Raw genomic sequence first — 24,077 nt, forward strand, 5'->3', positions numbered from 1 at the left:
TCTCACCGGCGGCGCTTACGGCTTCTTCTCCGGTTGCGGCTTGAACACTGCGCGAAACGCTTTGAGCGCGGCTGGATGATAGATGGTTGAGTGCTTTTCATCAGGCATCTTTTCATAATGCCAGCGCAAACCCTGTGGCGCATTTTTGGTGAGAAGGTTTGCGAACTTTTGGGTAATTTCGGCAATGCCTTTTTCGTCACTGCTTGCGAAATACAAAGTCTTTGCAAACTTTTGACTATTCGTTAAATGTTTTGCCGCATCACTAACCAGCTTTTGATTATTCCACCACAGGCTTGGGTCAAAGGCGATATAGGTATCGAATAAATCCGGTTCCAGCAGAAAAGTTTCCACCACAAACAGTCCGGCAAGCGATTCGCCGACGATTGCGGTTTCTGTAGTCGCGCGATAACGGGCTTTTATGAGGGGCATCAACTCCCGGCGAATGAAGGCGCGAAACGAGGTTGACCCGCCAACTCGCGGGGCGATTTTTTTATCTTCGGCATTTTCCGTGTGTCCGGTCATATCGCGACGCCGTTCGGTATTTTCAATGCCGACGAGGATGAACGGTCGCATGGTGGCGTTGCCGACCAAAACCTGCACCAGACCCGCGACGTGCAGAAAATCTTCACCGATGCCGCCATCGGGCATATAAAGCACAGGAAAATTTTTGCTGGAAGATTCAGCGTAGCCGGGCGGCAGATAGACATTGATGCGCCGGGTCTCACGCAAAATTTGGGATTCAATGGCGAAGGTTTCGCCGATAACCAGTGGCTTGAGGTTTTGCCTTGCGCCAAGCGAAACGCTGAACAGTGAACCGATAAATACCAAGCCTAAGCTGAACAAACCGATGCGAAAACCAATCACGCTCATACCTCTTTTAATTTGATTTTCAAAATGTTCTAACTGATTTCAGAATGCTTCACAACGCGAGTTTAAATTTTCCGGAAGCCAGATAAATTGTCGGCAAGGTTTTTTCTTCTATGGCACTGGATTTTTTCTTGACGAAATAAGCTTTGGCATTCGGTCGGGAACTCACGACCCGCACAAGTTTTGCCCCGACAAAATGAAGCGCGACCCCATCGTCTACGCCGTAGCCTGCGGATAATTCGCCGCGCAGTATTAAGTTGTGAAAGTCGGGGCGGCGGTTTTCCTCACCGTCATAATGCGGACAATTACTGCCTTTTAAAAGTCCAAGTCCCCGTAATCCGTTCAATTCACCCGGAAAGAAATCCGACAACCCTTCTTCAAACCAGCAGATTGACCCGGCGCTGATGCCTGCCAAGACCACGCCGTTTTTCCAAGCCGCGCGAAGAAACTTATCCATTTGCCACTCTCTCCACAGCGCCAGTAACGAACGGGTATTGCCGCCGCCGACATAAATCACATCCTGCTCAAGAATGAACGACCGCAAATCTTTGGTCGGCAGGTTGAATAGAGAAAGGTGCGTTGGCGTGCAGTTTAAAGTGGCGAATGAAGTATAAAAATTCAGAATGTAGCCTTCGGCATCGCCGCTTGCGGTGCCCACGAAGCAGACTTTCGGCTTGCGTTTGCCGGTTTGCTTGAGGATGTATTCATCGAGCAGCAGATTGTCCGGCTCCATCGAAAACCCGCCGCCACCCAGTGCAATGATCTGTTTCTTCATGGCTGTTTTTGACCGCTTGCAACCACTTTTTTAGCTTGAAATGTTCGATTGCCCATTTCAAAAACAAAGCCGGTCACTTCGCCTTTTTCATTCCGCGCGAAGGTCATCTGCGCATCCATCGCGCGTACAAAGAATTTGGTTTCTGATTCGGGAAAGGCTTCGGCTTTCATCCAACCCGGAGCGTTAAGCATAAGCTTATCGCCTTCTTTGGAGATGGTGCAGGTTCTTGACCCCACCAGATAATCTCCTACGTAAGCCGCAAAAACTGCCGGACTGATATTGGCAAGCGGATGCGATTCCCGCGTTTTATCGACAATATAATCGACAAACCCTGCAAGCATCTCATCATTTGTCGAATCACCGAAGCGCACGGCTTTTCCGGGGGCAGGGTTATATTTATTGCGTGGCGAATTGTCGAAGTGTGCGGTTACGGCGATGCGTGTACCTTGAGGAATGCTGACAGGCTCTTTGAGTTTATAGAGCGTTTGCCAGTAAAAATTATAACGCGGCACATAGAGCAGGGTTTGCCTGCGCCCGTCCGCATAGACAGCTTCGTAACGCATATCTTTACCGCGAACATGCATATGCGGCATGAAGCCTACGAGTTGCACATCCTGTTTGAAAGTGGAGCAAGCCGTGACCTGATGATTTTCAGCGCCGGCAGGAATGCGGAAATATAAATTCATAATATCGAGCGAAACGATCATCTTTTCGACAGGTTTTTGCGCCAGTTGAATAGCAACGCTTGAGCGGTCTTTTTCTGTCTTGCCGGCGACCTTGGCATAATGCATCTGGAAAATCAGGTTTGAGCCTTTGGGGATAAGTTTGGCAGTGCCTTCACGCCAGATGTCAGCATTACGACCGGGCGCGTAGACCGTGAGCGCGAAACGCGCGTTGTTGCCCCCGCCTTCGCGTTTGGCAGCGCAGGCGTCATCAATGACCGGAACCTCATCACGAACCTGGCGATTGGTTCCCTGGACTTTGAATATCGCATCTTCGCCTGAAGGGTTGTTTGCCTGATCTGCACGCCTCATTTCAGGAGTTTGAATTAAGACCACTGCATGATGAATCGCCCGCCGGTTGCCGGGGCGAAATTCGACGGCTTGAACCCAACGGTCTTCGGTAAACCCCGTCGGGACGATGAACTCCAGATTTTCATCCAAGCCATCGCCATTGCCTTGCCATTCCTGCTGCATGGTAATGATGACCTCGGGCTTGCTGATTTCCCATAATTCCTGAACTGGCGGAATTGGAGGAAGCTCGCGCCGGTTTCCCTCTTTCGCTCCCTGATCAACCCAGGCGGCAATGGTATCAATTTCACTTTGAGAAAGGCTTGAATCATTAGCAAATTCGCCATAATGCGGGTCAGCAGACCAGGGCGGCATGGCTCGCGTCACCACTTGCTCTTTGATGGCGCGCGCCCAGGGGCGTGCCGCTTTGTACGAAAGCAATGACATTGGCGCTGTCGAATCAGGACGATGACACCCGACGCAGTTTTTAAAAAAGATCGGGGCTACGTCTTTGGTGAAGGTCACGCGCTTTGGGCGATCACTTGCACTGATTGAAGCGAGAGAACAAAAAAGCCCAACGAAACCGAATGCTGCGCAAAATAAAACTGCTCTTCTCATTAACGCTCCTTTTAAGGCTCGGATGAAGGCTGGGAACTTAGCTGAAGTATCTTGAGGCTGGGCGCAACGAATTATACTTGAGATTATCAAATGACTCCACCGGAGTGGTTTTTGTAGAAGCGGCGCACTAATGAAATGATGATGGATGGCGCGCAAAATCTTCAATGATGGTACAAGTGTCGTCGAGCGATTTCGCGGGGGCTATTTTTCGAGCGTAGGATTTACAACGTTCAAGGACCGTTTGTGAAGTAATCAGCGCCTTTAATCTTTCGGCAAGTGACGCGGCATTAAAGCGTTTCGGGGTGAGTTGCGCGCCAATTCCCAATCGCTCGACGCGAGCAGCATTATCGGGTTGGTCGTGCGCCATCGGGCGAATCACTTGCGGAATCCCCGCAGCCATCGCTTGCGCGGTTGTCCCTATGCCGCCGTGATGCACCAGAGCCAGGGCGCGCGGCAAAATCCGGCTGAAAGGCAAATAAGCAAAATGTTGAATACCCGCTGGCAGTTCAGCAGGCAATTGTTCGGTATGCCCGGTCAGCAAAATGCCGCGCCGCCCAAGCCTTTGACAAGCCTCGACGCAATCGGCAAAGAATTGATTGGCGTGTTGCATCGCCGTGCCGGGCGTGAAGATGATTGGCGCGTCGCCTGCATTTAAGAATGCTTCCAATCGCTCGGAAACCTTTGAATGTTCAGTTTGTTTGTCGTAAAAAACGAACCCGGTCAATCGGGTTTGTGTGGGCCAATCAGGCTGAATCGGCGCAAACCAATCGGGAAACAAGCCCAGATTCAATTGCGGTGAGTGTGTCCATTGGTCGAAAATTTTCTTAATCGGCGGCAGGTTCAAACTTCGTCTGAACCGGTTAATCTCCGGCGCGAATACTTTATCCAGAAGTAACTTGTCGAGCAGATTAAATATCCCGCGCTTCATAAACGCCGGCATCCACGTCGGCAATACCGGAAAGTCATAGACGCTGCGAAAGGCAGCCGATTGCAGGTGAATGGTGATAAACGGGAATCCCAATTTCTCGTGCGCGATGTGCGCGCCGAAAACCTGCCCTTGAGCGGCAAGGATGGTTTGCGACGGGTCAAACCCGGAAATCAGTTGATAGACCGGCTCCAGGATTGGCAGGATGACGCTTTCGGCAAAAACCCTGAAGCCTTTTTTAGAATCCCAGAGATCAGGGTTTTGGATGATGGTTTGATAATCATCAGGACTGCCGAGTCCCAAAAACTCCAAGCCTGCATCACGCGCCTGAGCCTCGAAAAATTGGCTGGTTATCAGCGTCACGCGATAGCCGCGCCTGCGTAATTCCTGCCCTATGCCGATAAATGGATAGACATCACCGGCGCTTCCGATGGTGCACAAGAGAATGTCTGAAAGCGATTGTTTTTTCATGGCGATGTACGATGACAGCAAATGCTGACCGATTAATATAAATCCACTATTTGATTTGGTTATTCCGGGAATTGAATGATGGAGGCAATTTCTTAGCCGTTGAATTTCGTGTTAGACCACCGTTGGAATCATTTACCTTTGTTGATGGTCTTCAGGAGTTCATTCAGGCGTGATGCACGGCAACTCACGCCTGAAGGCGTTACTCTGAACCTCAAGAAATTGGTTTCCAATGTACTTAATCAAGTCCTCGTTCGCAATTTTATCTATCGCGATTTCCGGTGATTATTTTTTAACACTTGTACCGCGAGCTTTGTTATTGAGGAAAATCGTCCAACGCCCATTCTTCACTGTAACCTTTCCCCCTTCAGGATTCATGGCATCTTGACGATATATTTCGCTTCGATGAAATGGCCCACTCAACCAGCGTAATCGCCGGTTGTTTCCATCATATACATAATCTCCAGACCATTTTGCTTTTTCTTCTTTCGAGGTTTTTCCCATCTGTAGTTCGTACCGACCGGGCTTACCTTTTTCCGATGGTGTCAATAATTCAAAATCAAAAGCGTATTCAGCATTCCCATACGGGTCGAAAAGATAGACCGCATATTTACCCAATGGCGGGTGCTCGCTCTGAGCCGTTGCCAGCGATTGTGTACAAATAGAGGATATAGTAATGACCCAAACCGTTAAGCCAATGGTGAATAATTTTGGCTGATTATTCATAGGCAGTTTACAAACTGGCATGCCTAACGGGCTGATTGACAGAGCGTGCGAGTGGTGCTGCGAATCTATGATGTGGTTGTTATGCGCGCTCTGGTTGAATCGCTCGTTGGAGTTCGACCTCAGGAAAAAGAGCAGCGTACCCTACTGAGCGCTACCCGTCCGAAGGCTCAAAGTAACCCAACCAATAGCGACGAGAGCCGAGATTATCGTCGCCATCAGGTGTAAAATCAGAAGTGCGTTTGGAACCCATATCTCGCGAGACGTAAAGGAACGATATACTTTTGGATTCTCTCCTCTGCCCAACGCCTCCCACTCCGCAGCATATATTGCAGCCTTTAGATACCGTTCAATGCTATTGATTACTTGAAACTTGCCGCGATTCAACTGACCGAAGGAATTAATTAGACTACGCCAAGCACCGCAAAGAATTGCTCCAGCGATTTCCAAGACAAAAACACCTACAGCACCATATCTATCGCTTCCAGAACTTTGAATAATAAGCCCCGCTCCGGTAAGTATCGCCCCATTGATCGTCAAGAAGAATGTATTTACAGCCTGTCGACGGTTCACGAGACTTTCGGAACTTTCGACCATAATCTTGTAAAGGTCGAGAGCCTGAGTAATTTCCTGATCAGTCTTTGGAGGACCCGATGGGAAGAGAATTTCCCCGAAAGAACGCTGATGGGGGGCGGACTGACCAAGCTGTATAGCGGCTTGCCTAATCGCGCTTACGAATATTCCATCCTCAGCTTGAACGGGTTGCTCAAGATCCTCATACGCCACCAACGCCGGATGCTTGCCATTTCGCTTTGCCATCCATGCCGACCAAGCATCGTGAACATCACTCTGCGTGATATTTGTCCCTTTTGCCCGAAGTAAAACGGCATAGATCCGAAATAACTCATCAGAGTTTCCCTCAGGTATCCTGTCCGTCGGGACGAATTTGCGAATAGCGGCGGCTACATCATCTAGGTACATGCCCTGTCACTCCCAAGTCTTTAGCCACTTTACGATCTGATCAAAATCCCAACGAATCACGTTCTTGCTAGGTAACCCCACAGGAATCGGGTGCGTCTGGCCACTGTTTATTTGTATGCCAAAAATATAGTGACCTTGACGAATCGTCTCAGCGATTTCCCAAAGTACAGCATCTGCTTTAGAAGTCGTGGGGCCGACCATAACGATTGTGCCTTTGGTCATCGCTATACGCTTTGCACATTCTGTTTTCCACTTCGAGTCAAAGGCTTCCTTCACAGAGTAGTCATAAAATTCTATGTCATTAGCTTGATCTTTGGCGTGCTGCACGAGAAAATCTCGAGCCCACCTGTCTTCCATTTCAAAGCTAATGAACGCACGCGGTTTTGCCATAAATACTCCTTTTCCTCATTACTCAAAACTACAAGAGTTTCAAGCCATTGCCCTACGATTTGGATCGGTGCCCTAGGATGAATTAGACGCACATGCGTCCAATTTGGCGTTTTTCCGGTTTCAACGCGATTGCATCTAATTCTGAACTGTTAAGAAAAATTCCATAATCGAATTTCTGTTCAGCCTCGATTTATAGGCAATTGGTTGATTGCCGTCAAGTTTTTTTAACCTTTGTTTATACAAATTCGGAAAGTAAAGTCGCCGCATTCATAACCATGTATGTTTATTGGCAAAATAATCGGGCGAGCGGTCGGGGTATTCAGCGTGGAATTTTAAATATCGGCGCAGATTTTTCTGATAACGCAGTTCGGAACCGTTAATCGCGCGATGTGGAATGTCTTGCAGGTAATGCTCAACCTTCCAGACATTCTTCTCGGAAAATCGCCAGTCATAATTTCCTAAATCATTGAGGTCGGCGACCGCATAGCCTTTAATGCGTCCGGTCTTATCCACATAAGCATCGAAATAGCTCATCACCAGATCGCGCACCCGCCGAAACACCGGCTGGCGTCCGTGCAAAGCTGTATCACGCGAACGCGCTACCGAACCGTATTTCCCTCGATGTTCATAAAGCAACAGCACATGGTCGAGATGGTCTTTGGATTCGATGCTCACCATTAACGGCGGATAGCCGTGTTGCTCTAAAATCACCGCCGCGGTGAGCGCGCCTTCCAGACAATGCGCCAGGCGTTTTTCAATCACTTTGCGAAATGAAATACAGGTCGCGCCCTGCTTCTCGCGGTTGTAGGCAAGCGTCCGCAGAAAATTTTGCACCTGCGCGGGCGTGCGATGTTGTTGAATGACCTGCCATTCTTCACGGGTGAAATCGGCTTTCGTTGGTTTCATATTCGACTATTGAATTTTTCTATAGACTACCGACTCGGCGTTTTTTAACGGAATCGGCAACGCGGCGATTCGTTGATAAGTTCCCGGCGTTTGTTTGACCAGTTGTTCGGCGTGACGTTCAAGCGGCGCAAGCCAATCGGCTTCATCAAGTCCGGTGCGCATAATCAAATAATCACAATCCGCAAATCGCTCTTTGGAAGATTCGGCGGTCAACCATTCGACTTTAAACAATGCCGGTGCGCCGCGCCCTTTGGTCATCAACCGCACATAAAGCGCAACATTCGATGGATTCAAAAACGGTAAATTGACGACCACGCCGACGGTCGGAGTATTTCCCGAATCTACAACTTTATGCGTAGATGGCGACAGGGTTTCCTGCGGGGTTGCCGGATTGCTATTTTCAGGATGCGGCGACCTTGCAGGACGAGCTTGCCAATCGGCTTCGATGTTTTGAATGGCTTCGGGAATTCCCCAGTCTTCGTTCAACGGGCGATGGTCGAAGCCGTAATAATTTCTGCCGTAAACCATCCAGCGAAATCGCGGTGTGTCGAGGTAACGACCCATCCCTTCGCCTGGATACTGGGCGTTGAAAAAACTGACAACTGCCCAACCCGCGATAACGGCTACAGGAGCCAGTTTCAGGGCGAATACAGATTTATTTTTTAAGTCCAATCGCAGGTCTTTCACCCACGAAACCGACAAAATGGCAACCGCCGGAAGCACCGGGAAGGTGTAGCGCAAATCTTTATTCGCAACCAAAGTGAACATGCCGATGCCGCTTAAAATCCAAAGCGCCGGGATGACGCTTTCCCGGCGATGGCGAATCAATGAATAACCGAGTCCAAATAAAAAAAGCAGCGCGAAAGGAACCTGAATCTGCGGGCTGAGCAATCCGTGAAGGTAAAACAGATTGGACATCATCGAAAACAGCGGCGCTTCGTTTTCATGCACGGCTGCCGTTTGATTCTCTCTATAAATCGCTATGACTTCTGCAAGGTGCGGCGCATACCAGATACTGGCAATCGCGACGATGACTAATCCCGCAAGCATCAAGTTGGTTATCGCTTTAAAATCGCGCGACCATAAAATTTTGAGCGATACATAAATCGCCGGAAGCGCGAAAAAGAATGCGAAGGTCTGTTTGGTGAGCATTCCCAGTCCCGCCGCGAGTCCGAACCATAGAGCGGCTTTGCGGTTTTGAAAATTACCGGCTTTAAGCAATAGCGCAAAACTCACGGTAATGATGACCATCAAGGGATAATCGAGAAAGCCATCGTGAATCAACCAGGCAGAAAAGTGGTAGCTTGCCGCCAGCAGGCTTGCCAAAACGCCCATCAACATCGCCAACCGGTTTTTCTCATCAGGGTTTGAATCATCTTTAAACAGATACCGGCAAAGCCAGTTGACGGTGTAAAGCAAAACGCCAAGCGACAGCAGATTGACGCCGATGCCTGTAACCCGCGAAGCGCCGAAAATCAGCATAATGACTGCCGTACAGAGATGCACGAAAGGCGCGTAATAGTGCGGGTAAATAAAAAATTCGCGGTAAAACTCTTTGAAATCCAGACGTGCCAGCGGCGCATAGTAATCATAGCCGGCGCTGATGTGGTCTGCGGGGTCCCACGCGGGCGGCGTTTTATCTGCCACCGTCCAAAAGATGGTGGATGCCGAGAAGGTAATGAAAATCAGCAAAAGCAGCAGTTTGTCAGGGGAAAGTTTTAATTTATTCACGGCTTCGGCAGATTATCTTGAAAACGCGCGAAAGGCAAAATCGAAATTGAAAAAGCCCGCACTCGCACGGTTCAGGCGATGCGTAATTGCTTTTGGACTGCCTGCAAATTAATCCGCGTTTTTATGGCTTTGAATGGTTTCGGCTAATCGCGAAGCGGTGATTGCGCCGTGTGATGCGTTCCAGATGCCCTTCCCGTTTTTTACCAGAATTGCCTGCGGGGATTCGTGCAAAATGTTTAACCGCGATTCGATGGCGTTTGAAACCGGACGGGCGGTTTGCACAATAATCAATTTATAGCTGACCGATTCATCAGGGTTTTCCAGATAGGTTTTAAACTCGCGAAAGGCGCGCGAGCTGATCGGACAGGCATTGCTGTGTTTGAATAACAACACCGGATGGGTTTTTGATTCTTCAAAGGTTTGCTCTAACTCTTCAAGTGTGTGCAGTTCTTTAACCAAGGGATTCACCATGACCTCAATCTATTTTTGTGTATTTTTATTTTCATTTTGGGGATTTTTGCAAGAAAATATTGCAGGCAAATTCGGGAGTTTGCAAGTCTCTGAGAAATCGCGGCGCAGAGAAAGAATTTTTAGTGAGCAGACCACTTGGCGGCATCCCTCAGGCATCAGAGCAGTGAATCCCAAAAATCGGATGAAGCTTTCGGGAAGCTGAGGAATTCCCGAAAATCAATCGGGCAATTTTCAACAATGGAGTTAAACGGTATGAAGCCCCAAAAATTACGCTTTCTGATGGTGTGGGTGCTGGTCGTCGCCTGCGCCGCCTCACTCTTTCCGCTTAATTTATCGGGTGCCCCGGCTGCGCAAACCGCCCCCACCCAACGGCGCAGCAAAAACGGCAGTGTGAGTTCAACCCCATCCGCCAAACCAACCGCTGAACCAACTGACACTGAAAAATCGCCTACAGAGACCGACGCAGGAAAAACCGCCAGAGCCAATGCCGCAACCGCTGAAAAAGCGAAACCTGAAAGTGAAGAGCAAAAAACAGGCGACAAGGAAAATGCGACGACTGCTGAAAAGACCAATGATTCACCAACCCCCTCAACCCGGAAAAAACGTGAGCCATTACCTTTTGACCGCCCGCCAGTGAATGCGCCATCCAACACCTCGGATAAATCGGCTCCGGGTTTCGATAGACCGGCATCAACTCAACAATCGCCCAACAGCAACCCCGCAACTGCGCAACGGTCAACTACCGCGAGACCCGCGCAACCCGGTGTCGAGGTGCAAAAACCGCAGACTACCAGAACGCCAACTCGACCAGTCGAAACCGGTACAAGAAATACCCCGGCGGCAAATCCTGATAGTGACGCGAACGCTTCAACGCGAACCACCCCGCCGGTTTTAAAACGCGGTGATGATTTACCTTCGACTGGCGGGAATCCGAATACGACACCTGCGGACAGACAGAGAGGCGCGCCGCCGGTTTTACAAAGACCCGGACAACCTGAACAAGAGCCGGTTTGGCGTTCAACCACCAGACCCGATGCGCCAACCAGTGGTCAACCGTCAACCAACTCCAACACCAATACCGGTTCGACACAAACCGGCGATGATGAAGTCGTGAAACTGGAATCCACGATGGTCAGCATTCCGATTCTCGCGAGCGACCGTTCCAATCGTTATGTCCCGCAACTCGTCAAACGGGATTTCCTGCTCTATGAAGACGGCGTTCAACAGGAAATCGCTCATTTCGGCAACGAAGAGGTGCCCTTCAGTGTTGCGCTGGTATTGGATTTCAGTCCGAGCGTTCAAGGAAGTCAGGACGCCATTCAGGATGCGGCAATAGATTTTATTCGCCAACTGCGCCCGCAGGATCGCGTGATGGTCGTCGCTTTCGATAGACAGGTTGAATTTTTGACCGATTTCACCAGTGACCGCTACACCCTGGAACGTGCCATTCGCAGCACTCAGACCGGCAGCGGAACCAGCGTTTATGAAGCGGTTTATCGAACCGTTGAGCGTATGAAAAATGTTGATGGGCGAAAAGCCATGATTCTATTCTCGGACGGAGAAGATACCACGAGTCGCAGCGTTGATTACAATGACGCCATCAGCATTGTCACCGAATCCGATGTGCTGGTTTATGGATTGCGCTATCCGGCAAATGGCGGCGGTGGCAACGTGCGCGTCAATCCTTGGCCAAGAAATATCCCCAATATCGGTTTGCCGATTCCGTTGCCCTTTCCCTGGCCCAAACGCCGACGCGGTCCCTTTGGCAATTTCCTGCCGCAACCCAATGCATCAAATGCTGCCCCGCAATGGCCGCGAGGTGGAGGTCGGGATTTTATGACCGATGTCACCAATGCAGGCGGCGGTCCGGTTTATGACGCACAAAATATCGGCGATATGCGTGGACTGGCTTATAAAATTGCCGAAGAGTTACGCCACGTCTATATGATTAGCTATTACCCGACCAATGCGCTTTCCAACGGCGGCTATCGAACCATTCGCGTGCGCGTGAAAAATCGCGATGATATAGCGGTTCGTCATCGTCGCGGTTATTACGCCAAAGATAGCCATCACGGCAGTAAAACATAGGGCGATTGATGGTTGATTGTACTCAACCTCCATTGAAGAAATTTAAACCAGGGTTAATGAGCAGTCTTTGACCGCGACTGCTCAATGACGCGGTCAAAGACCGCTCTCTCAACAGAGACTGCGTAAACGCTTTTGCAAACTGCTATAAGACCGCAAAAAAGGCTCACTGAATTTCAGTGAGCCTTTTTTATTCACGAGGAATTTTACAAAACCCTGCGATTTTACAGGTATTTTTCTTTAATCACACTGAGGTGGTGCAGTTCATGACCGGCGATGATGTAAGCCAAAGCGCGAACGCTCACTTCATTGTCGCTTGCCGTGCCGCGCCTGAGCCACGCCGCTTCATCAAGATTTCTGAACAAGAAAAGCGAAGCCTGTCGCACACATTTAAATTCTTCAAGTAAATCGGCAAAGCTTCGCGCAGCGAAATTTCCCGCCTCAATATAACCGTCCTGTTCAAACCCCGGTAGCGGGGTTTTATCATTGCGGGCAATACGCAAGGCGCGATAAGCAAAAATTCGTTCGCCATCGATGATATGCCCAAGGACTTCTTTAATGCTCCATTTGTCGGGCGCATAGCGGGAATTGGCTTTTTCTTCGGATATTTCCTTTAAAAAATTGAGCGTTGAAGCGAGTTGATTTTCCAACGTCTCAACGATATTGCCATCAGCGACTAGTGAAGTGTATCTGGCATAATATTCCGCGTGTTCGTCGGTTGCGGGTCTAACGGATAAAGCTTTTGACATGTCTTCCTTCCTTTCAGTTTGTTGTTTAACACGATTCAGTTTGGTGGATTGATGATTGTGAAGTCATCCTGAATCCATAACGGTTTTTAATTTTTAGCGGTTTCGCTTTTTTCATATTCCGGGTACTGCATCTCAATTACCTCACCGGGTCGCGGCGCGGCTTTGAGTTGTAACAGCGCATCGCGCAAGACCTGTTTTTGCAAGTCAGCCATAAACGGGCGTCCGAGTGAATTGCCAATTTGAAAGCCTTTCGGATAAATCGCGCGCGGCGGGCGCATCTGCTGCGAAGCCGTGGGACTTACGGTAATCAATACGGTAGAAATGCCGCGCATTTCAATTTCGCGTTGCACCGCAACAATCGTTCGATGACAAACCTCCGGGCAACCACCTGTGAGAATAACCGCGTCGGCGCGGACTTGTTTATCGACATACCCGGCAATCTGCGGCGCGACCTCTTCGTACATCTTTTTGAGTTGCATCGAGTAGCCCATATAACCGATATGTTCGCTGGCAACTTCACCAATGAAGCCTTCGTTTTGCAATTCGCGCAACCGTTCAATCGGAAAAACCACATTGATGTCGCGGTCGGCGTCCGTGTGGTCATAATGATGGTGCGTCACCATTAAATCTTCGACGTCTACATTCCCTTCAATAACCCGAAAAGTTAAATCGCCCAGTTCATCGCCGATGTTAAAAGGTTCCTGACTTTTATGATGGACGCCAGCGGCAGTCACCAGAACAATTCGGGATTTGTTTAATTCGCGGTCAAAGGGAGTGAAGGGAACGCACTTTCTGGCAAGGGTTGACATAAAAAAATTGGAAAGATTTTTCCTGTGAGCATCAATGGTTTTGGTGACGCTCACAGGAAAAATTGCAAGGGATTATAATTTTCTCAAAACATCAAAAATGACTTCGTTATCGGGTTGTTTTCCAAGTTCGTGAATTTCTTTGTAAGCGATTTTGCCTTCCTTATCCACGACAAATAAGGCGCGTTCGGAAAAGCCTTTATCGCCGATGTATGCGCCATATTCCTGCGCCACTGCGCCTTTCGGTTCAAAGTCAGCGAGAATGTCATAGCTGATGCCGCCTAAACTTTTTGCCCAGGCGCTGTGTGTGGGAACCGAATCAACGGAAATCGCTACGACTTCGGTATCGTATTCAGCGAACCGGCTGAGGTCTGCTTCATAGGACGGGATTTGTGCCGAACAAACGGGAGTAAAAGAGAGTGGATAAAACGCGATGAAAACATTTTTCTTACCACGTAAATCGGAAAGCTTGACGGATTTGCCGCCATTGTGGCTTTTTAATTCAAAATCGGGAGCCATATCTCCTACTTCAACAGCCATTTTAATTCCTCCTGAAATAAGTGAATTTAACGAACTCAGGTAGTTTATCGACTCGACCGGAATGAGGCAAATGCAAGTGAATTGAGCCTGTGGGTAATCAGAGTTTGAGTTTTTCCAAAGCAGCAGTTTTCATCAATTCGAGGTCGGGCGTTTTTCCTGTCCACAGTTTAAATTGCAAACCGGCTTGCGCGACCAACATTTCAAGCCCGCTGATGGTTTGACATCCGGCTTCGCGGGCGTCTTTCAAAAGCCGCGTTTCAAGCGGATTGTAAACCAAATCATAAACTATCGGCTGATGGTTTAAAGCATTGAGTGGAACGATGCTCGAATCAATGCTATGCCCCTGCATGCCGATGGGCGTGGTATTGATGAGAATAGACGCCTGAGTTTTTTCCAATTCATCAAGCGGCAATAATTCAATAGCGAATTCATCGGCAAGGGGTTTGGCTTTTTCGATATTGCGGGCAAAAACCGATACTTTTGCCTGTCTTTCAAGAAGTCCGAATATCACCGCTCTTGCCGAACCGCCCGCGCCAATCACCGCGCAGGATTGATCGGCAAGCCGACACACTTTTTCGAGCGGTTGCATCGCGCCATCAACATCGGTGTTGTAGCCGATGGCTTTATCATCGCGAATGACAACGGTATTGACCGCGCCGATTTGCCCGGCAGTACGATTGATTTCATTAAGAAAGGGCATGATTGAAATTTTATGCGGAATGGTGACGCTGAAGCCTTGCAACTTCCAGTTCATCCGACGCGAATGCGGTTTAATGAAATCCTCGAAAAATGCCCTGATATTGCTGACTTCCATTGGCAGGTAAACCCAATCAAGACTAAGCGCGGCGAATGCCCGATTGTGCATGGCAGGCGATGCCGAATGCGAAACCGGATTGCCGATGATGCCTGTGATGTTGGTTTCATCAGTGAGTTGATGAATGCGATAAAGCTGCCTTAGTTCATCAATGGTCACCTGTCCGGGGGCGCTCGCTTTGGCTTTATCGAATGAACCGTAGGTTAGGAAACTGCCGCGTGAACAACCGAGTATGCGCGTGATGATGCCCGGTTCGTTCATGGCGATGGCGATAAATTTCCGGTCATCGTGTCTGGCGCGTTCGAGAATTTTAAAAACGGGAAGGGTATCGCCGATTGCATTACTTCTGACGGCAAATTTATGAATCGCCGCCGGGAGTTTGATTAACTGTTCATAAATTTCCGGCAGGTTTTTTGAGGGTTCCTCGAAATCGTGATAAGAGACGATAAGCTTATCAATATCCGGTTGAAGTTTTATCGTCTCTTCGTAATGCGCGGCTTCGATGTCGCAAAAATCGGCGTAGCGTTTTGCGCCTTCAATGAGTAGCGGCAAACGAATCGCTTCATCAATTTTTTGTTTCCCACCTTCTGCGATATGACGGCAGGTGATAATTGTTGGCAGCGTTGTTTCAGCGGTAAGCGTTTGCAAATTTTCAACTCGCGAAAAATCAAAATCGGTTAAATAATCCAGCCGGATTTCAATCATATCGGCTTGGATGGTTGCCCGGCGCATTGCCAGACGCGCCGCTTCAATGGTTGATTCGGTAATCACTGCGCAGATTTTTGCGGATTCATTCATAGCAAAAAAGAATTATTTTGAGGCAGCGGTTTTCGATTGTGGCGAATTCCTGCCGAAGACTTTATCCATTGCCTGTTCGATGCGATAGCCGGATTCGATTTTTTCGAGCGGGTCTTTGCGTAAACGATGCCGCAATGCCATTCCTGCAACCCGACGCAAATCTTCGATGGTGACCTGCTTGCGCTCTTCAAATGCCGCAAGCGCGCGTCCGGCACGGGCAATGGTTAATTCGCCGCGATGCCCGTCAATTGCCAGTTCAACGCAGAGCGCGGCGATGAAAGCCAACTGTTGCCGCGTCAATTCGATTTTTAAAATTCGCTTTTTCGCTTCGAGAATTTTCAGTTGTAAATCTTTCTGCTGGTCGCGAAATTCCTTAGCAAAGGCTTGCGGGTCACGTTCAAAACGGTCGCGCCGCAACACGATTTCCACACGCTCATCTAAATCAGTAAGCGTTTCGATTTGCGTATAAAGTCCAAATCTGTCGAGCAACTGCGGTCGCAAATCACCCTCTTCGGGGTTGCCTGAACCGACGAGAACGAAACGCGCCGGATGACTGACGGAAATGCCTTCGCGTTCAACGGTGTTGCGACCGCTCGCCGCCGAATCGAGCAGGACATCAACTAAATGGTCTTCCAGCAAGTTGACTTCATCAATGTACAAAAAACCGCGATTGGCTTTGGCGAGTAATCCCGGTTCAAAAGCTTTGACGCCTTCAACCAGCGCGCGCTCAATATCAAGGGTTCCACATACGCGGTCTTCAGTAGCGCCGAGCGGCAATTCAACCACCGGAACCTGGCTCCATTTTGCTTGCAGTTTGCCGCGATGAGATTTTTTGTCACGGCAATCATCACAAAGTTCTGCGGGGTTTGTCGGCGAACAACCATACAAACACCCGTTGACTTTTTTAATTGAAGGCAGCAGGTCTGCCAACGCCCGCACCGCAGTGGATTTGCCGGTTCCGCGATGCCCCATAATCATTACGCCGCTAATCCCTGGGTCAATGACATTCAAGATAAGCGCGAGTTTCATCTCATCCTGCCCGACAATCGCAGTAAACGGGAAACGATACTGAGTGGCAGAAATTGTTTGAAGATTTTTTTTGCCTGTCTTTTTTCGGGTTGGTTTGTGCATCAGGAAAAGCACTATAAAGGTTGGTAGCCCAACAGGCAAAATGAATTATTTTTTTCTCACCTTGATGCTGTGAATACCGGTTGCGCCGCCGGGGTCAGCGGGTGTCGGTTTCGACTCCTGTAAATTGCCTCTGCCATCTGTAGCTCGCACGCGAATGCTGTAATCACCCGGTTGTTCCGGCAGCCACTCCGTGTGCCATAACGCCCACGAATAGGGCGAAAGCGGCGTTTTGATTTCTGCTGCCTGCCAGCTTTTTCCATCATCGGTTGAAACTTCGACGTTGGCGATTCCACGATCACCGGCAAACGCTACGCCTGAAATGATTGTCTGCCCTTCAATGTCGCCATCCGGCGTGTCGATGCGGGAAATGGTTTTATATTCGGCTTTGTCATCCCACCCGCGTTTTTGCCAGTAGCCTTTAAAATCAAAATCCACCGCTTCGATATGAGTTATCCATTTGACGTTTTTCATTCCGAAAATCCCCGGAACGATTAAGCGAAGCGGGAATCCATGTTCTCTGGTGAGCGGTTGACCGTTCATTTCATAAACCAGCAACGTCGCTTCGTTCTGGGCGCGCTCAAGCGAAATCGAATCCGTGTATCCGTCACTGGCGCGAAACACAATATCAACGATACCGTTCTGCAAACCGGCATGAGTCAATAAATCTTTCAACCGAACGCCGCGCCACAATGCATTGCCGATTAAATTGCCGCCCACAGGATTATCGATGCATTCGAGCGTCGCGTATTGTTCGATTGCCGGAAAGTTTTTCAATTCCTCATAAGTTAAAGCCCTAGGCTTATCAACCAAACCGCTGATTTCCAGTTGCCAATTATGTGCAGCGACATCCGGGTCGAAAGGGTTTTTTGAAACTACATAAAAATCTTCGGTGGAAGTGATTTCCAGCGCCAATCCGTCAAGGCTAGGAAAAATGCCATTGCCGTTTTTTACGCGCCCTGCTGAAAATTGAAACCAGGTGCCAATCAGCGATTTGCCAATATCAAAAATGCCAATCGCTAACAGCGCATAACTCATGCCGCGCACCACTTGACGCCGACTCAATCGGCGGTTGTTCGATTTGGCAATTTCCGGTTTATCAATGTAAAACTTCATCACCCAACCGAGCGCCGTGGCGTATAAAGCAAAAATCAGGAATAGCGAAAGTGAAGTGTAAAGACTGCCTTGCCGCAAGCCTCGACCAAAAATTCCTGCGTCGAGCAATGGCAAGAGGGCGACCATGACGAATAGCCAGATGACGAAATGAAAAAATATGAGCGCGTAGATTTGCTTTCGCCATATCAGTTGGCGTTTCGATAACTGCGCGAGAAAACCATGTGCTGCGCCGATTAACCCTAAAAGGTAAATAATCACGAACCCTAAAAATGCGAGGTGTTTGGCAAACGCGCCGAGAAAGCCGACCACGAAAGCGATTAAATTAATCGGTAAAATCGCGAAAAAAGCCTGCGCCATCAATTCAGGAATGAGCGGCACATCGAACATGAAGCGCGCCAGAAAACTTGCGACCAGCCCGCCAACCGCTGCCAGCAATGCTATCTGAAAGCGAACTTCCGATTCATCCGGTTTATCGGTTTCATCATTGATTAAGTTGAGCCGCTGTAATTCCATGAATTTATCGCTACCTTAAATAGAATGCCTAAGCGGTTGGAAATATTCCAATTTCAACAGATTTAACCTGAGGCAGTGGCGGATTGGATTGCTGGATTCGTAAACGAAATAGTAATCTTCCAACTTCAATTGCGCGTTGAAAGCTTATGACAGATTCAATAACGGAAAATTCGGGGGTTGATAAAAAGCCTGAAGCGCAAACGCTGGCGCAAATTATTTATGGGCAAATTCAAACGCTAAGAAATTATTACTCGCTGGTTTTAGACACCCAGGAGGTCGAGGCGATTCATAAAATGCGTGTGACCACCAGACGATTGCAGGCTTCGCTGGATTTACTTGAAATCGATAAAGCTGAACGAAGCATCGGGAAATTGAAAAAACGATTAAGGCGATTGCGCGGCAAACTCTCGGAAGTGCGCAACTATGATGTCTTTTTGATTATCCTTGAACAGGAAGCCGGAAAACGCCGAACCGTGAATCCGCCATTCGCTTCGCTTGAAGAAGAACTTCGTCGTCGCCGTGCATTGCGAGCCGATAAAATGATGCAGTATCTACGGAAAATAGACTTCAATAAATTTTTTGCGATTCTGAAAATGGATTGGGAAAGCTCCAATCAAGGTGAAGTAAGTCTTGCGCACCTCGCCGACGATAAGGCGATTGCCGGGCGCGCCGCAGCGCGCATCGAACAACGATTGAGGGAATTTAAAGATCGGGCTATCAATGCGCAGCCCATCACTCACCCCGAAGAATTGCACCAGTTGAGAATTGCTGCAAAACGCCTGCGCTACCTGTTGGAAATTGCCACAGACATGGGCATTCGCGGCAATCTGACGGCGCTTGGATGGCTTCGCGCGTTGCAGGATAAAATCGGTGATTGGCATGATTTTGAAGCCATCGAAGATGAAATCATCAACATTACCGCTAACCGGGAATTCGTAAAAAAACATTTGCGCGAAAGTCACGCGATACTCAAAGCCGCCGTGCATTTAAGGAAGCAAAAACTGGCACTGGTGAAGCGATTATTTCCCGTAAAAATGCATCCGAGTATTGAAAGCGCAGCCAGCCGCACCGCGAATACCTATCGCAAAAAATTTAACCTGGTTCAACAACTATGAGCCGACTCCTGAAGGCTGCACAAAAAAACCGATCATCAGATATTACGATTGCCGCACTTTGTGTGATTGCCGCTTCATCCATCATTATGATTTTTAACGGCGGCATCAGCGTCGGGTATTCCAATCACACAGGTTTGTTGCCGGTGGTGCGTCGATTGCTCAATCCCGATTACCTGTCCGGTGATTTCAACATTCAGTTGCGCTTTTATCATCATCGAATTTTCGCAATGGTGATCGCCTCTTTTACAAAACTGTTTGGCGAAGATAACGCTTTAATTTTATTGACGGTGATGGGCTTCACGCTGCTTGCCGCATCAATCTATTACCTGTGCCGCGTATTAAATTTTCCCCGATGGTCGTTTTTCGCTTTAATTTCGCTGATTGCCACCAACCTCGCGTGGGTCGGGCGCGGACTTGAAACCAATACCTTTGTCGGCAATCGCGAAATCAATCCGCCGACTTTTGCTCATGCGTTTGTCCTATTCAGTCTGGCGTTGGTCATTCAAAAGCGATTGCGGTGGGCGGCGTTTTTTGCCGGGCTTACGATTCTATTTCATTTGCAAATCGGCATTGCCTGGCTGTTGATTTTAATGACAATTTTTTTGTCACAGGTGAAAAGTTTATCTATCAAAGACTGGTTCTGGTGTGGATTGCTGTTTTTAATTCCTGCGGTATTGGTATTCCCGGATGTCTTGCAGATGTTCAGTCGCGGTCTGGTTAATTTACCCTTCAATCGCGCCGATATTGATTTTCGACAACCGCACCATTTTGAACTCGCATCAACCAAAGCCGCCATCTGGGTGGGAATTCATTTCCTGTTGACGCTGTTGATTTACTGGTTTTTACGCAAGCAAAAAGATGGTGAACGACAACCGCTTTTTTTTATTACCATCAGCAGCATGATGATTATGGCGATTTCAATTTTGCATTTTCTGGATTATTACCTGCTCAATTTGGGTTGGGTTATGAAAACTCAGGGGGTGCGAATCAGTGTGTTTATTCCGGTTTTTAGCGCGTTTACACTGCTTTATTTCCTGAATGATTACTTTCAAAGGCAATCAAAAAAACCAATGATAATCGCTAACCTTGCCATTATTCTGGTGGCGCTGACGCTTTACGCCATTCCATCAACCAGACAAGGCGTAGCTTATTCCTTCGGCATTAGAAGACTTGCCGAACAAAAAAGCGAGTGGCTGGCGGTTTGTAACTGGGTACGAGAAAACACCCCAACTGATGCGCTATTCGTCACGCCACCTGCCGTCGAAGGCTTCACCTATCTCACCAATCGCTCAAACATCGGTGAATTTAAAATCAACCCCGATGGGCCACAATTTTTATCCGAGTGGTATGAACGACTGACCGACATTGCCGGCGGGGAGTTACCGAAAGGCAAAGGATTTGCCAACAATTCGCTGTTAAACAGAGCCTATGCGGGACTCGACGAAGTGAAATTCAACGCCCTGGTTGAAAAATATCAGGTGACCTATGCGGTTTTGCCAAAAGCATCCGCGATTCATTCCAATGTGGTTTTTGAAAATAACGGCTTCAAAGTTATGCAGATTCGCCGGGAAGGGAATTGAAGTTTATTCGGGAATGTTCAAACGAATTTCTCTTTGTCCAAGCATCACTTCGCGCCCGATTTCAGTAAGGCTTACAGTCGGGTAAGCCTTTTGCCCGACCATAATACAATCGGACTCGATCAAGGCTTTGATATATTCGGTGATCTCTTCCTGAGATAATTCCCTGAGCAACCCATAGGTCGAAAGTTGATGGAGATTATTTTCGACCACCTGTTTGGATTTTGAACCTTTCAACACGGCGGCAACTGCGCCTTTACCAAATCGCCCGCGCATACGGGCTACGCAACTCAAAATTTTTTTCACCACGATGATTTCGGCTTCCGTAAGTTGGCGTGTTGAATCTTTCTTTTTTGAAAGGGGAATTTCTTCCATCGGTTTGGATTTTTCCGACAGGGCGCGAAGTTTAGCGCGCAATTCAGCGCCGGTTGGCGCGTTATCAATCAAAGCTTTTTCTTCGTGAGTCGCAGGCATCGCCGGTTTTGTTTGCGGCGATGGCAATTGGGATTTCAAAAACGGCTGAGATTTTATTGCCGATGGAGAAACCGCATCGCCAGCTTGATGATTGAGTGTCAGGGTTCCGGCTTTGGGGATTTTATAATCGCTTGGGCGGCAATTTGAACAGGTTCCGCAGTTGTTTACATACTTACGCTCGCCGAAATAATTCAAAATAAATCCGCGCAGACATTTTTTGTAATAACAATAATCGAGCATCTTGCGGAGTTTCCAATTTTCCGCCGCGAGCCTTGCGGCAAGCTCTTTGGTATCGATGCGCAAAACATTCTGGCGTTCGCCATCCAGCAGATGAATGCCGCGACCTTGAAAAGCGTTGCGGTATTCGAGAATTTCCAGAGCCGATAAACTCGACAAACTGCGACGCGCTTCATTTTCGCTTAAACCAAGCGCATTGCAAACCGTGGTTAAATCAAATTCCGTCTGTTCACGGTCACTGACGTTGCGTGAAAAAATCAAATCGCGAAGAAACCCGCCTTCATTTGAATCATCCCCGACCATACTCAAGGCTTCATCAATCGGTTTCCTGAGCATCGCCAGAAGCGCCGTATTTGACGGGCGACCGCGTTCGATGTGCCCGGCTTTTTCGAGGATGACCAGCGCCGAATAAATCGCCATCTCATTTCGGGTTTTTAACCGGTTGGCAAGCTCTTTTGCTGACAGTTCGACATATTCCAAACCGAAAGAATAAATTTCATCATAGACATCATTGATGAGTTCGGGATTCGGATGACTGCCTTCAATAAAAAATTGATGCGTGCGGGTGTCTGCGTAATTGAAAAGCAAAACACAGTCAGCATCGAGACCATCGCGACCTGCGCGTCCGATTTCCTGATAATAGGCTTCGATGGAACCGGGCACCTGAAAATGAATGACGAAACGAATGTCCGATTTATCGATTCCCATGCCGAAAGCATTGGTGGCGACGATGGCTTGACATTCGCCGCTCATGAATTTTTCCTGCGCCCGCGAACGTTCAATGTCGGTCATCCCTGCGTGATAGGCTTCGACGCTGAGGTCTGCCATTTTCAATTTCGCGGCGACGGTTTCGACGGCTTTGCGGGTTGCGGTGTAAATGATGCCTGAGCCGCCGGAATGTTTGAGAATCTGTTTAATCGCCAGAATTTTTTCTTTTTCGGTTTGCGGGTGTCTCACTTGCAGGTGCAGGTTCGGGCGGTCAAACCCGGCGACAAAGATGCTGGGATTGGTTAATCCGAGTTGGGCGATAATATCGTCGCGCACTTTTTGCGTAGCGGTTGCCGTGAGCGCCACGATTTGCGGATTGCCTAATAATTCAGCGGCTTTTTTGAGGCGCAGATAATCGGGGCGAAAGTCATGTCCCCAGTGGGATATGCAATGCGCTTCATCAATCGCCAGCAGTTTAACCTGAACTTCGCTCATCGCATCGGTAAAGGCTTCGCTGCGAAACCGTTCGGGAGCGATGTAAACCAGTTTGTAAACGCCGCGCCGGATTTCGCTCAATCGTTTTTTGGTTTCACTGTAACTTAATGAACTGTTGATAAAGGTGGTTGGGATATTGAGGGTTTTCAGGCTGTCAACCTGGTCTTTCATTAAAGCGATGAGCGGAGAGACCACCAGTGTGATGCCGTCGAGCATCAGGGCAGGCAACTGGTAACAGAGCGATTTGCCGCCACCCGTAGGCATAATGACCACGGCATTTTCGCCTGAAAGAATCGATTCAACGACCTCGCCTTGCCCTTCGCGGAAATCGGCAAACCCGAAAAAAGTTTGCAAAGCCTCGCGTGCTTGTTCTCTCATGCTCAATTCATTACCCTCGATTAACTCAATGATGCAACGATAGCACGCGGATTTTTAGCTGCTCAAATAGTTGAGCCGTTAAAGCCGATTATTTGAAAAAACTTTTCAGCAAGTGATGGCGGGTTCTTTCAAGCGTCGGAATGCCTCTGCGATTTTTTTCTTAACCGCTGCCAGCCCAATTCCCAGATATGAATAAATTGTCGCTCTAAAAATCGTTTTTCAAAAAACGGCGATAAGCAAAACAACCATCTGACGGATATTTTTTCGTAGCCTTCGACGGTCACACCATCTTGATTATCAAAAAATCGAATTTCGCCTTCACCTTTCCAAAAACCTTTGAATTCCCATTTCACATACTCGTTGGGTATGCAAATAAGGTTGCGCGCTACCAGAGGAAAGGGGAAATTTTTTAAAGGAATAGCGTACCAGCCATTGCCATATTCTTTGACATTTCCGGGTAAACCATACAGCAATGTCCAGGCTTTTGGCGTAGTGAAATATTGAAATATTTCTTCGCCGGTCAGGTGAAATTTTTCTTTGAACTGAATCCGCATATTGCTTTCCGTATTCTTTATAGAGAACCTATTGCGGTTTGCAATAGGATTTACTGAGGTTGGACAAGCAGTCTTTGACCGCTCTCTCAACAGAGGCTGAGTAAACTCAATCGCAAACCATTATA

General features: G+C 48.4%; 21 protein-coding genes. 3 read left to right on the top strand and 18 right to left on the bottom strand.

Annotation, left to right across the window (positions count from 1 at the left end; translation table 11 throughout):
* Window positions 1-15: 15 nt before the first annotated feature.
* The 10 genes from AB1757_14600 to ytxJ form a co-directional block, all read right to left on the bottom strand.
* Window positions 16-870 (bottom strand): alpha/beta hydrolase-fold protein, encoded by an 855-nt coding sequence (locus tag AB1757_14600; protein MEW6128266.1) that lies wholly within the window; start codon window positions 868-870, stop codon window positions 16-18.
* A 49-nt stretch (window positions 871-919) separates the two neighbouring features.
* Window positions 920-1,642, bottom strand: a complete 723-nt coding sequence (locus AB1757_14605) for a peptidase E (GenBank protein ID MEW6128267.1) — start codon at window positions 1,640-1,642, stop codon at window positions 920-922.
* On the bottom strand, window positions 1,639-3,099 hold the full coding sequence (locus AB1757_14610) for a DUF3471 domain-containing protein (protein ID MEW6128268.1): 1,461 nt from the start codon (window positions 3,097-3,099) through the stop codon (window positions 1,639-1,641). Before AB1757_14610 ends, AB1757_14605 begins: the two co-directional genes overlap by 4 nt.
* A gap of 298 nt (window positions 3,100-3,397) precedes the next feature.
* Entirely contained in the window at window positions 3,398-4,666 is a 1,269-nt protein-coding gene (locus AB1757_14615) for a nucleotide disphospho-sugar-binding domain-containing protein (GenBank protein MEW6128269.1), read from the bottom strand.
* Window positions 4,667-4,948: 282 nt separating this feature from the next.
* Entirely contained in the window at window positions 4,949-5,389 is a 441-nt protein-coding gene (locus AB1757_14620) for a hypothetical protein (protein MEW6128270.1), read from the bottom strand.
* Window positions 5,390-5,530: 141 nt separating this feature from the next.
* Window positions 5,531-6,367 (bottom strand): hypothetical protein, encoded by an 837-nt coding sequence (locus tag AB1757_14625; GenBank protein MEW6128271.1) that lies wholly within the window; start codon window positions 6,365-6,367, stop codon window positions 5,531-5,533.
* 6 nt (window positions 6,368-6,373) lie between these two features.
* Window positions 6,374-6,757, bottom strand: coding sequence for a TIR domain-containing protein (locus AB1757_14630; GenBank protein MEW6128272.1), 384 nt, complete (start codon window positions 6,755-6,757; stop codon window positions 6,374-6,376).
* Between the two features lie 267 nt (window positions 6,758-7,024).
* Window positions 7,025-7,663 (bottom strand): hypothetical protein, encoded by a 639-nt coding sequence (locus AB1757_14635; GenBank protein ID MEW6128273.1) that lies wholly within the window; start codon window positions 7,661-7,663, stop codon window positions 7,025-7,027.
* Between the two features lie 6 nt (window positions 7,664-7,669).
* A complete protein-coding gene (locus AB1757_14640) occupies window positions 7,670-9,394 on the bottom strand; it encodes a hypothetical protein (protein MEW6128274.1) in 1,725 nt (574 codons plus the stop codon).
* Between the two features lie 108 nt (window positions 9,395-9,502).
* Window positions 9,503-9,865: a bacillithiol system redox-active protein YtxJ gene (gene ytxJ / locus AB1757_14645; GenBank protein ID MEW6128275.1), complete on the bottom strand. Its 363-nt coding sequence runs from the start codon at window positions 9,863-9,865 to the stop codon at window positions 9,503-9,505.
* A gap of 252 nt (window positions 9,866-10,117) precedes the next feature.
* Here ytxJ and AB1757_14650 point away from each other — a divergent pair, with 252 nt between their 5' ends.
* Window positions 10,118-11,953: a VWA domain-containing protein gene (locus AB1757_14650; GenBank protein MEW6128276.1), complete on the top strand. Its 1,836-nt coding sequence runs from the start codon at window positions 10,118-10,120 to the stop codon at window positions 11,951-11,953.
* 221 nt (window positions 11,954-12,174) lie between these two features.
* Here the strand turns inward: AB1757_14650 and AB1757_14655 are convergent, their stop codons facing one another.
* From AB1757_14655 to AB1757_14680, 6 genes are all read right to left on the bottom strand, one after another.
* Entirely contained in the window at window positions 12,175-12,699 is a 525-nt protein-coding gene (locus AB1757_14655; GenBank protein MEW6128277.1) for a DinB family protein, read from the bottom strand.
* 86 nt (window positions 12,700-12,785) lie between these two features.
* Window positions 12,786-13,562, bottom strand: a complete 777-nt coding sequence (locus AB1757_14660) for a glycine/sarcosine/betaine reductase selenoprotein B family protein (protein ID MEW6128278.1) — start codon at window positions 13,560-13,562, stop codon at window positions 12,786-12,788.
* An 18-nt stretch (window positions 13,563-13,580) separates the two neighbouring features.
* Window positions 13,581-14,045 (bottom strand): redoxin domain-containing protein, encoded by a 465-nt coding sequence (locus AB1757_14665; GenBank protein ID MEW6128279.1) that lies wholly within the window; start codon window positions 14,043-14,045, stop codon window positions 13,581-13,583.
* Between the two features lie 97 nt (window positions 14,046-14,142).
* The gene (gene aroE / locus AB1757_14670) at window positions 14,143-15,630 is read right to left on the bottom strand and encodes a shikimate dehydrogenase (protein ID MEW6128280.1); all 1,488 of its coding nucleotides are present in this window, start codon (window positions 15,628-15,630) and stop codon (window positions 14,143-14,145) included.
* A gap of 39 nt (window positions 15,631-15,669) precedes the next feature.
* Window positions 15,670-16,788, bottom strand: coding sequence for a magnesium chelatase ATPase subunit I (gene bchI / locus AB1757_14675; protein MEW6128281.1), 1,119 nt, complete (start codon window positions 16,786-16,788; stop codon window positions 15,670-15,672).
* Between the two features lie 45 nt (window positions 16,789-16,833).
* Window positions 16,834-18,414, bottom strand: coding sequence for a molybdopterin-dependent oxidoreductase (locus tag AB1757_14680; protein MEW6128282.1), 1,581 nt, complete (start codon window positions 18,412-18,414; stop codon window positions 16,834-16,836).
* Between the two features lie 146 nt (window positions 18,415-18,560).
* Here AB1757_14680 and AB1757_14685 point away from each other — a divergent pair, with 146 nt between their 5' ends.
* Together AB1757_14685 and AB1757_14690 are read left to right on the top strand one after the other, a co-directional pair.
* Window positions 18,561-19,529, top strand: a complete 969-nt coding sequence (locus AB1757_14685) for a CHAD domain-containing protein (protein ID MEW6128283.1) — start codon at window positions 18,561-18,563, stop codon at window positions 19,527-19,529.
* Entirely contained in the window at window positions 19,526-21,109 is a 1,584-nt protein-coding gene (locus AB1757_14690; protein MEW6128284.1) for a DUF6798 domain-containing protein, read from the top strand. The genes AB1757_14685 and AB1757_14690 overlap by 4 nt, the downstream gene beginning before the upstream one ends.
* A gap of 3 nt (window positions 21,110-21,112) precedes the next feature.
* Here AB1757_14690 and AB1757_14695 read toward each other — a convergent pair whose 3' ends face one another.
* Together AB1757_14695 and AB1757_14700 are read right to left on the bottom strand one after the other, a co-directional pair.
* Window positions 21,113-23,398: an ATP-dependent DNA helicase RecQ gene (locus AB1757_14695; protein MEW6128285.1), complete on the bottom strand. Its 2,286-nt coding sequence runs from the start codon at window positions 23,396-23,398 to the stop codon at window positions 21,113-21,115.
* Window positions 23,399-23,526: 128 nt separating this feature from the next.
* Window positions 23,527-23,952, bottom strand: a complete 426-nt coding sequence (locus AB1757_14700) for a hypothetical protein (GenBank protein MEW6128286.1) — start codon at window positions 23,950-23,952, stop codon at window positions 23,527-23,529.
* Between the last annotated feature and the right edge of the window lie 125 nt (window positions 23,953-24,077).

Source organism: Acidobacteriota bacterium, assembly GCA_040754075.1.
In the GTDB taxonomy this organism is placed as follows: domain Bacteria; phylum Acidobacteriota; class Blastocatellia; order UBA7656; family UBA7656; genus JBFMDH01.

Coding starts and splice junctions, on each gene's coding strand:
- AB1757_14600 (MEW6128266.1), bottom strand. CDS start 870: ATGAGCGTGATTGGTTTTCGCATCGGTTTGTTCAGCTTAGGCTTGGTA.
- AB1757_14605 (MEW6128267.1), bottom strand. CDS start 1,642: ATGAAGAAACAGATCATTGCACTGGGTGGCGGCGGGTTTTCGATGGAG.
- AB1757_14610 (MEW6128268.1), bottom strand. CDS start 3,099: ATGTCATTGCTTTCGTACAAAGCGGCACGCCCCTGGGCGCGCGCCATC.
- AB1757_14615 (MEW6128269.1), bottom strand. CDS start 4,666: ATGAAAAAACAATCGCTTTCAGACATTCTCTTGTGCACCATCGGAAGC.
- AB1757_14620 (MEW6128270.1), bottom strand. CDS start 5,389: ATGAATAATCAGCCAAAATTATTCACCATTGGCTTAACGGTTTGGGTC.
- AB1757_14625 (MEW6128271.1), bottom strand. CDS start 6,367: ATGTACCTAGATGATGTAGCCGCCGCTATTCGCAAATTCGTCCCGACG.
- AB1757_14630 (MEW6128272.1), bottom strand. CDS start 6,757: ATGGCAAAACCGCGTGCGTTCATTAGCTTTGAAATGGAAGACAGGTGG.
- AB1757_14635 (MEW6128273.1), bottom strand. CDS start 7,663: ATGAAACCAACGAAAGCCGATTTCACCCGTGAAGAATGGCAGGTCATT.
- ytxJ (MEW6128275.1), bottom strand. CDS start 9,865: ATGGTGAATCCCTTGGTTAAAGAACTGCACACACTTGAAGAGTTAGAG.
- AB1757_14650 (MEW6128276.1), top strand. CDS start 10,118: ATGAAGCCCCAAAAATTACGCTTTCTGATGGTGTGGGTGCTGGTCGTC.
- AB1757_14655 (MEW6128277.1), bottom strand. CDS start 12,699: ATGTCAAAAGCTTTATCCGTTAGACCCGCAACCGACGAACACGCGGAA.
- AB1757_14665 (MEW6128279.1), bottom strand. CDS start 14,045: ATGGCTGTTGAAGTAGGAGATATGGCTCCCGATTTTGAATTAAAAAGC.
- bchI (MEW6128281.1), bottom strand. CDS start 16,788: ATGCACAAACCAACCCGAAAAAAGACAGGCAAAAAAAATCTTCAAACA.
- AB1757_14680 (MEW6128282.1), bottom strand. CDS start 18,414: ATGGAATTACAGCGGCTCAACTTAATCAATGATGAAACCGATAAACCG.
- AB1757_14685 (MEW6128283.1), top strand. CDS start 18,561: ATGACAGATTCAATAACGGAAAATTCGGGGGTTGATAAAAAGCCTGAA.
- AB1757_14690 (MEW6128284.1), top strand. CDS start 19,526: ATGAGCCGACTCCTGAAGGCTGCACAAAAAAACCGATCATCAGATATT.
- AB1757_14695 (MEW6128285.1), bottom strand. CDS start 23,398: ATGAGAGAACAAGCACGCGAGGCTTTGCAAACTTTTTTCGGGTTTGCC.
- AB1757_14700 (MEW6128286.1), bottom strand. CDS start 23,952: ATGCGGATTCAGTTCAAAGAAAAATTTCACCTGACCGGCGAAGAAATA.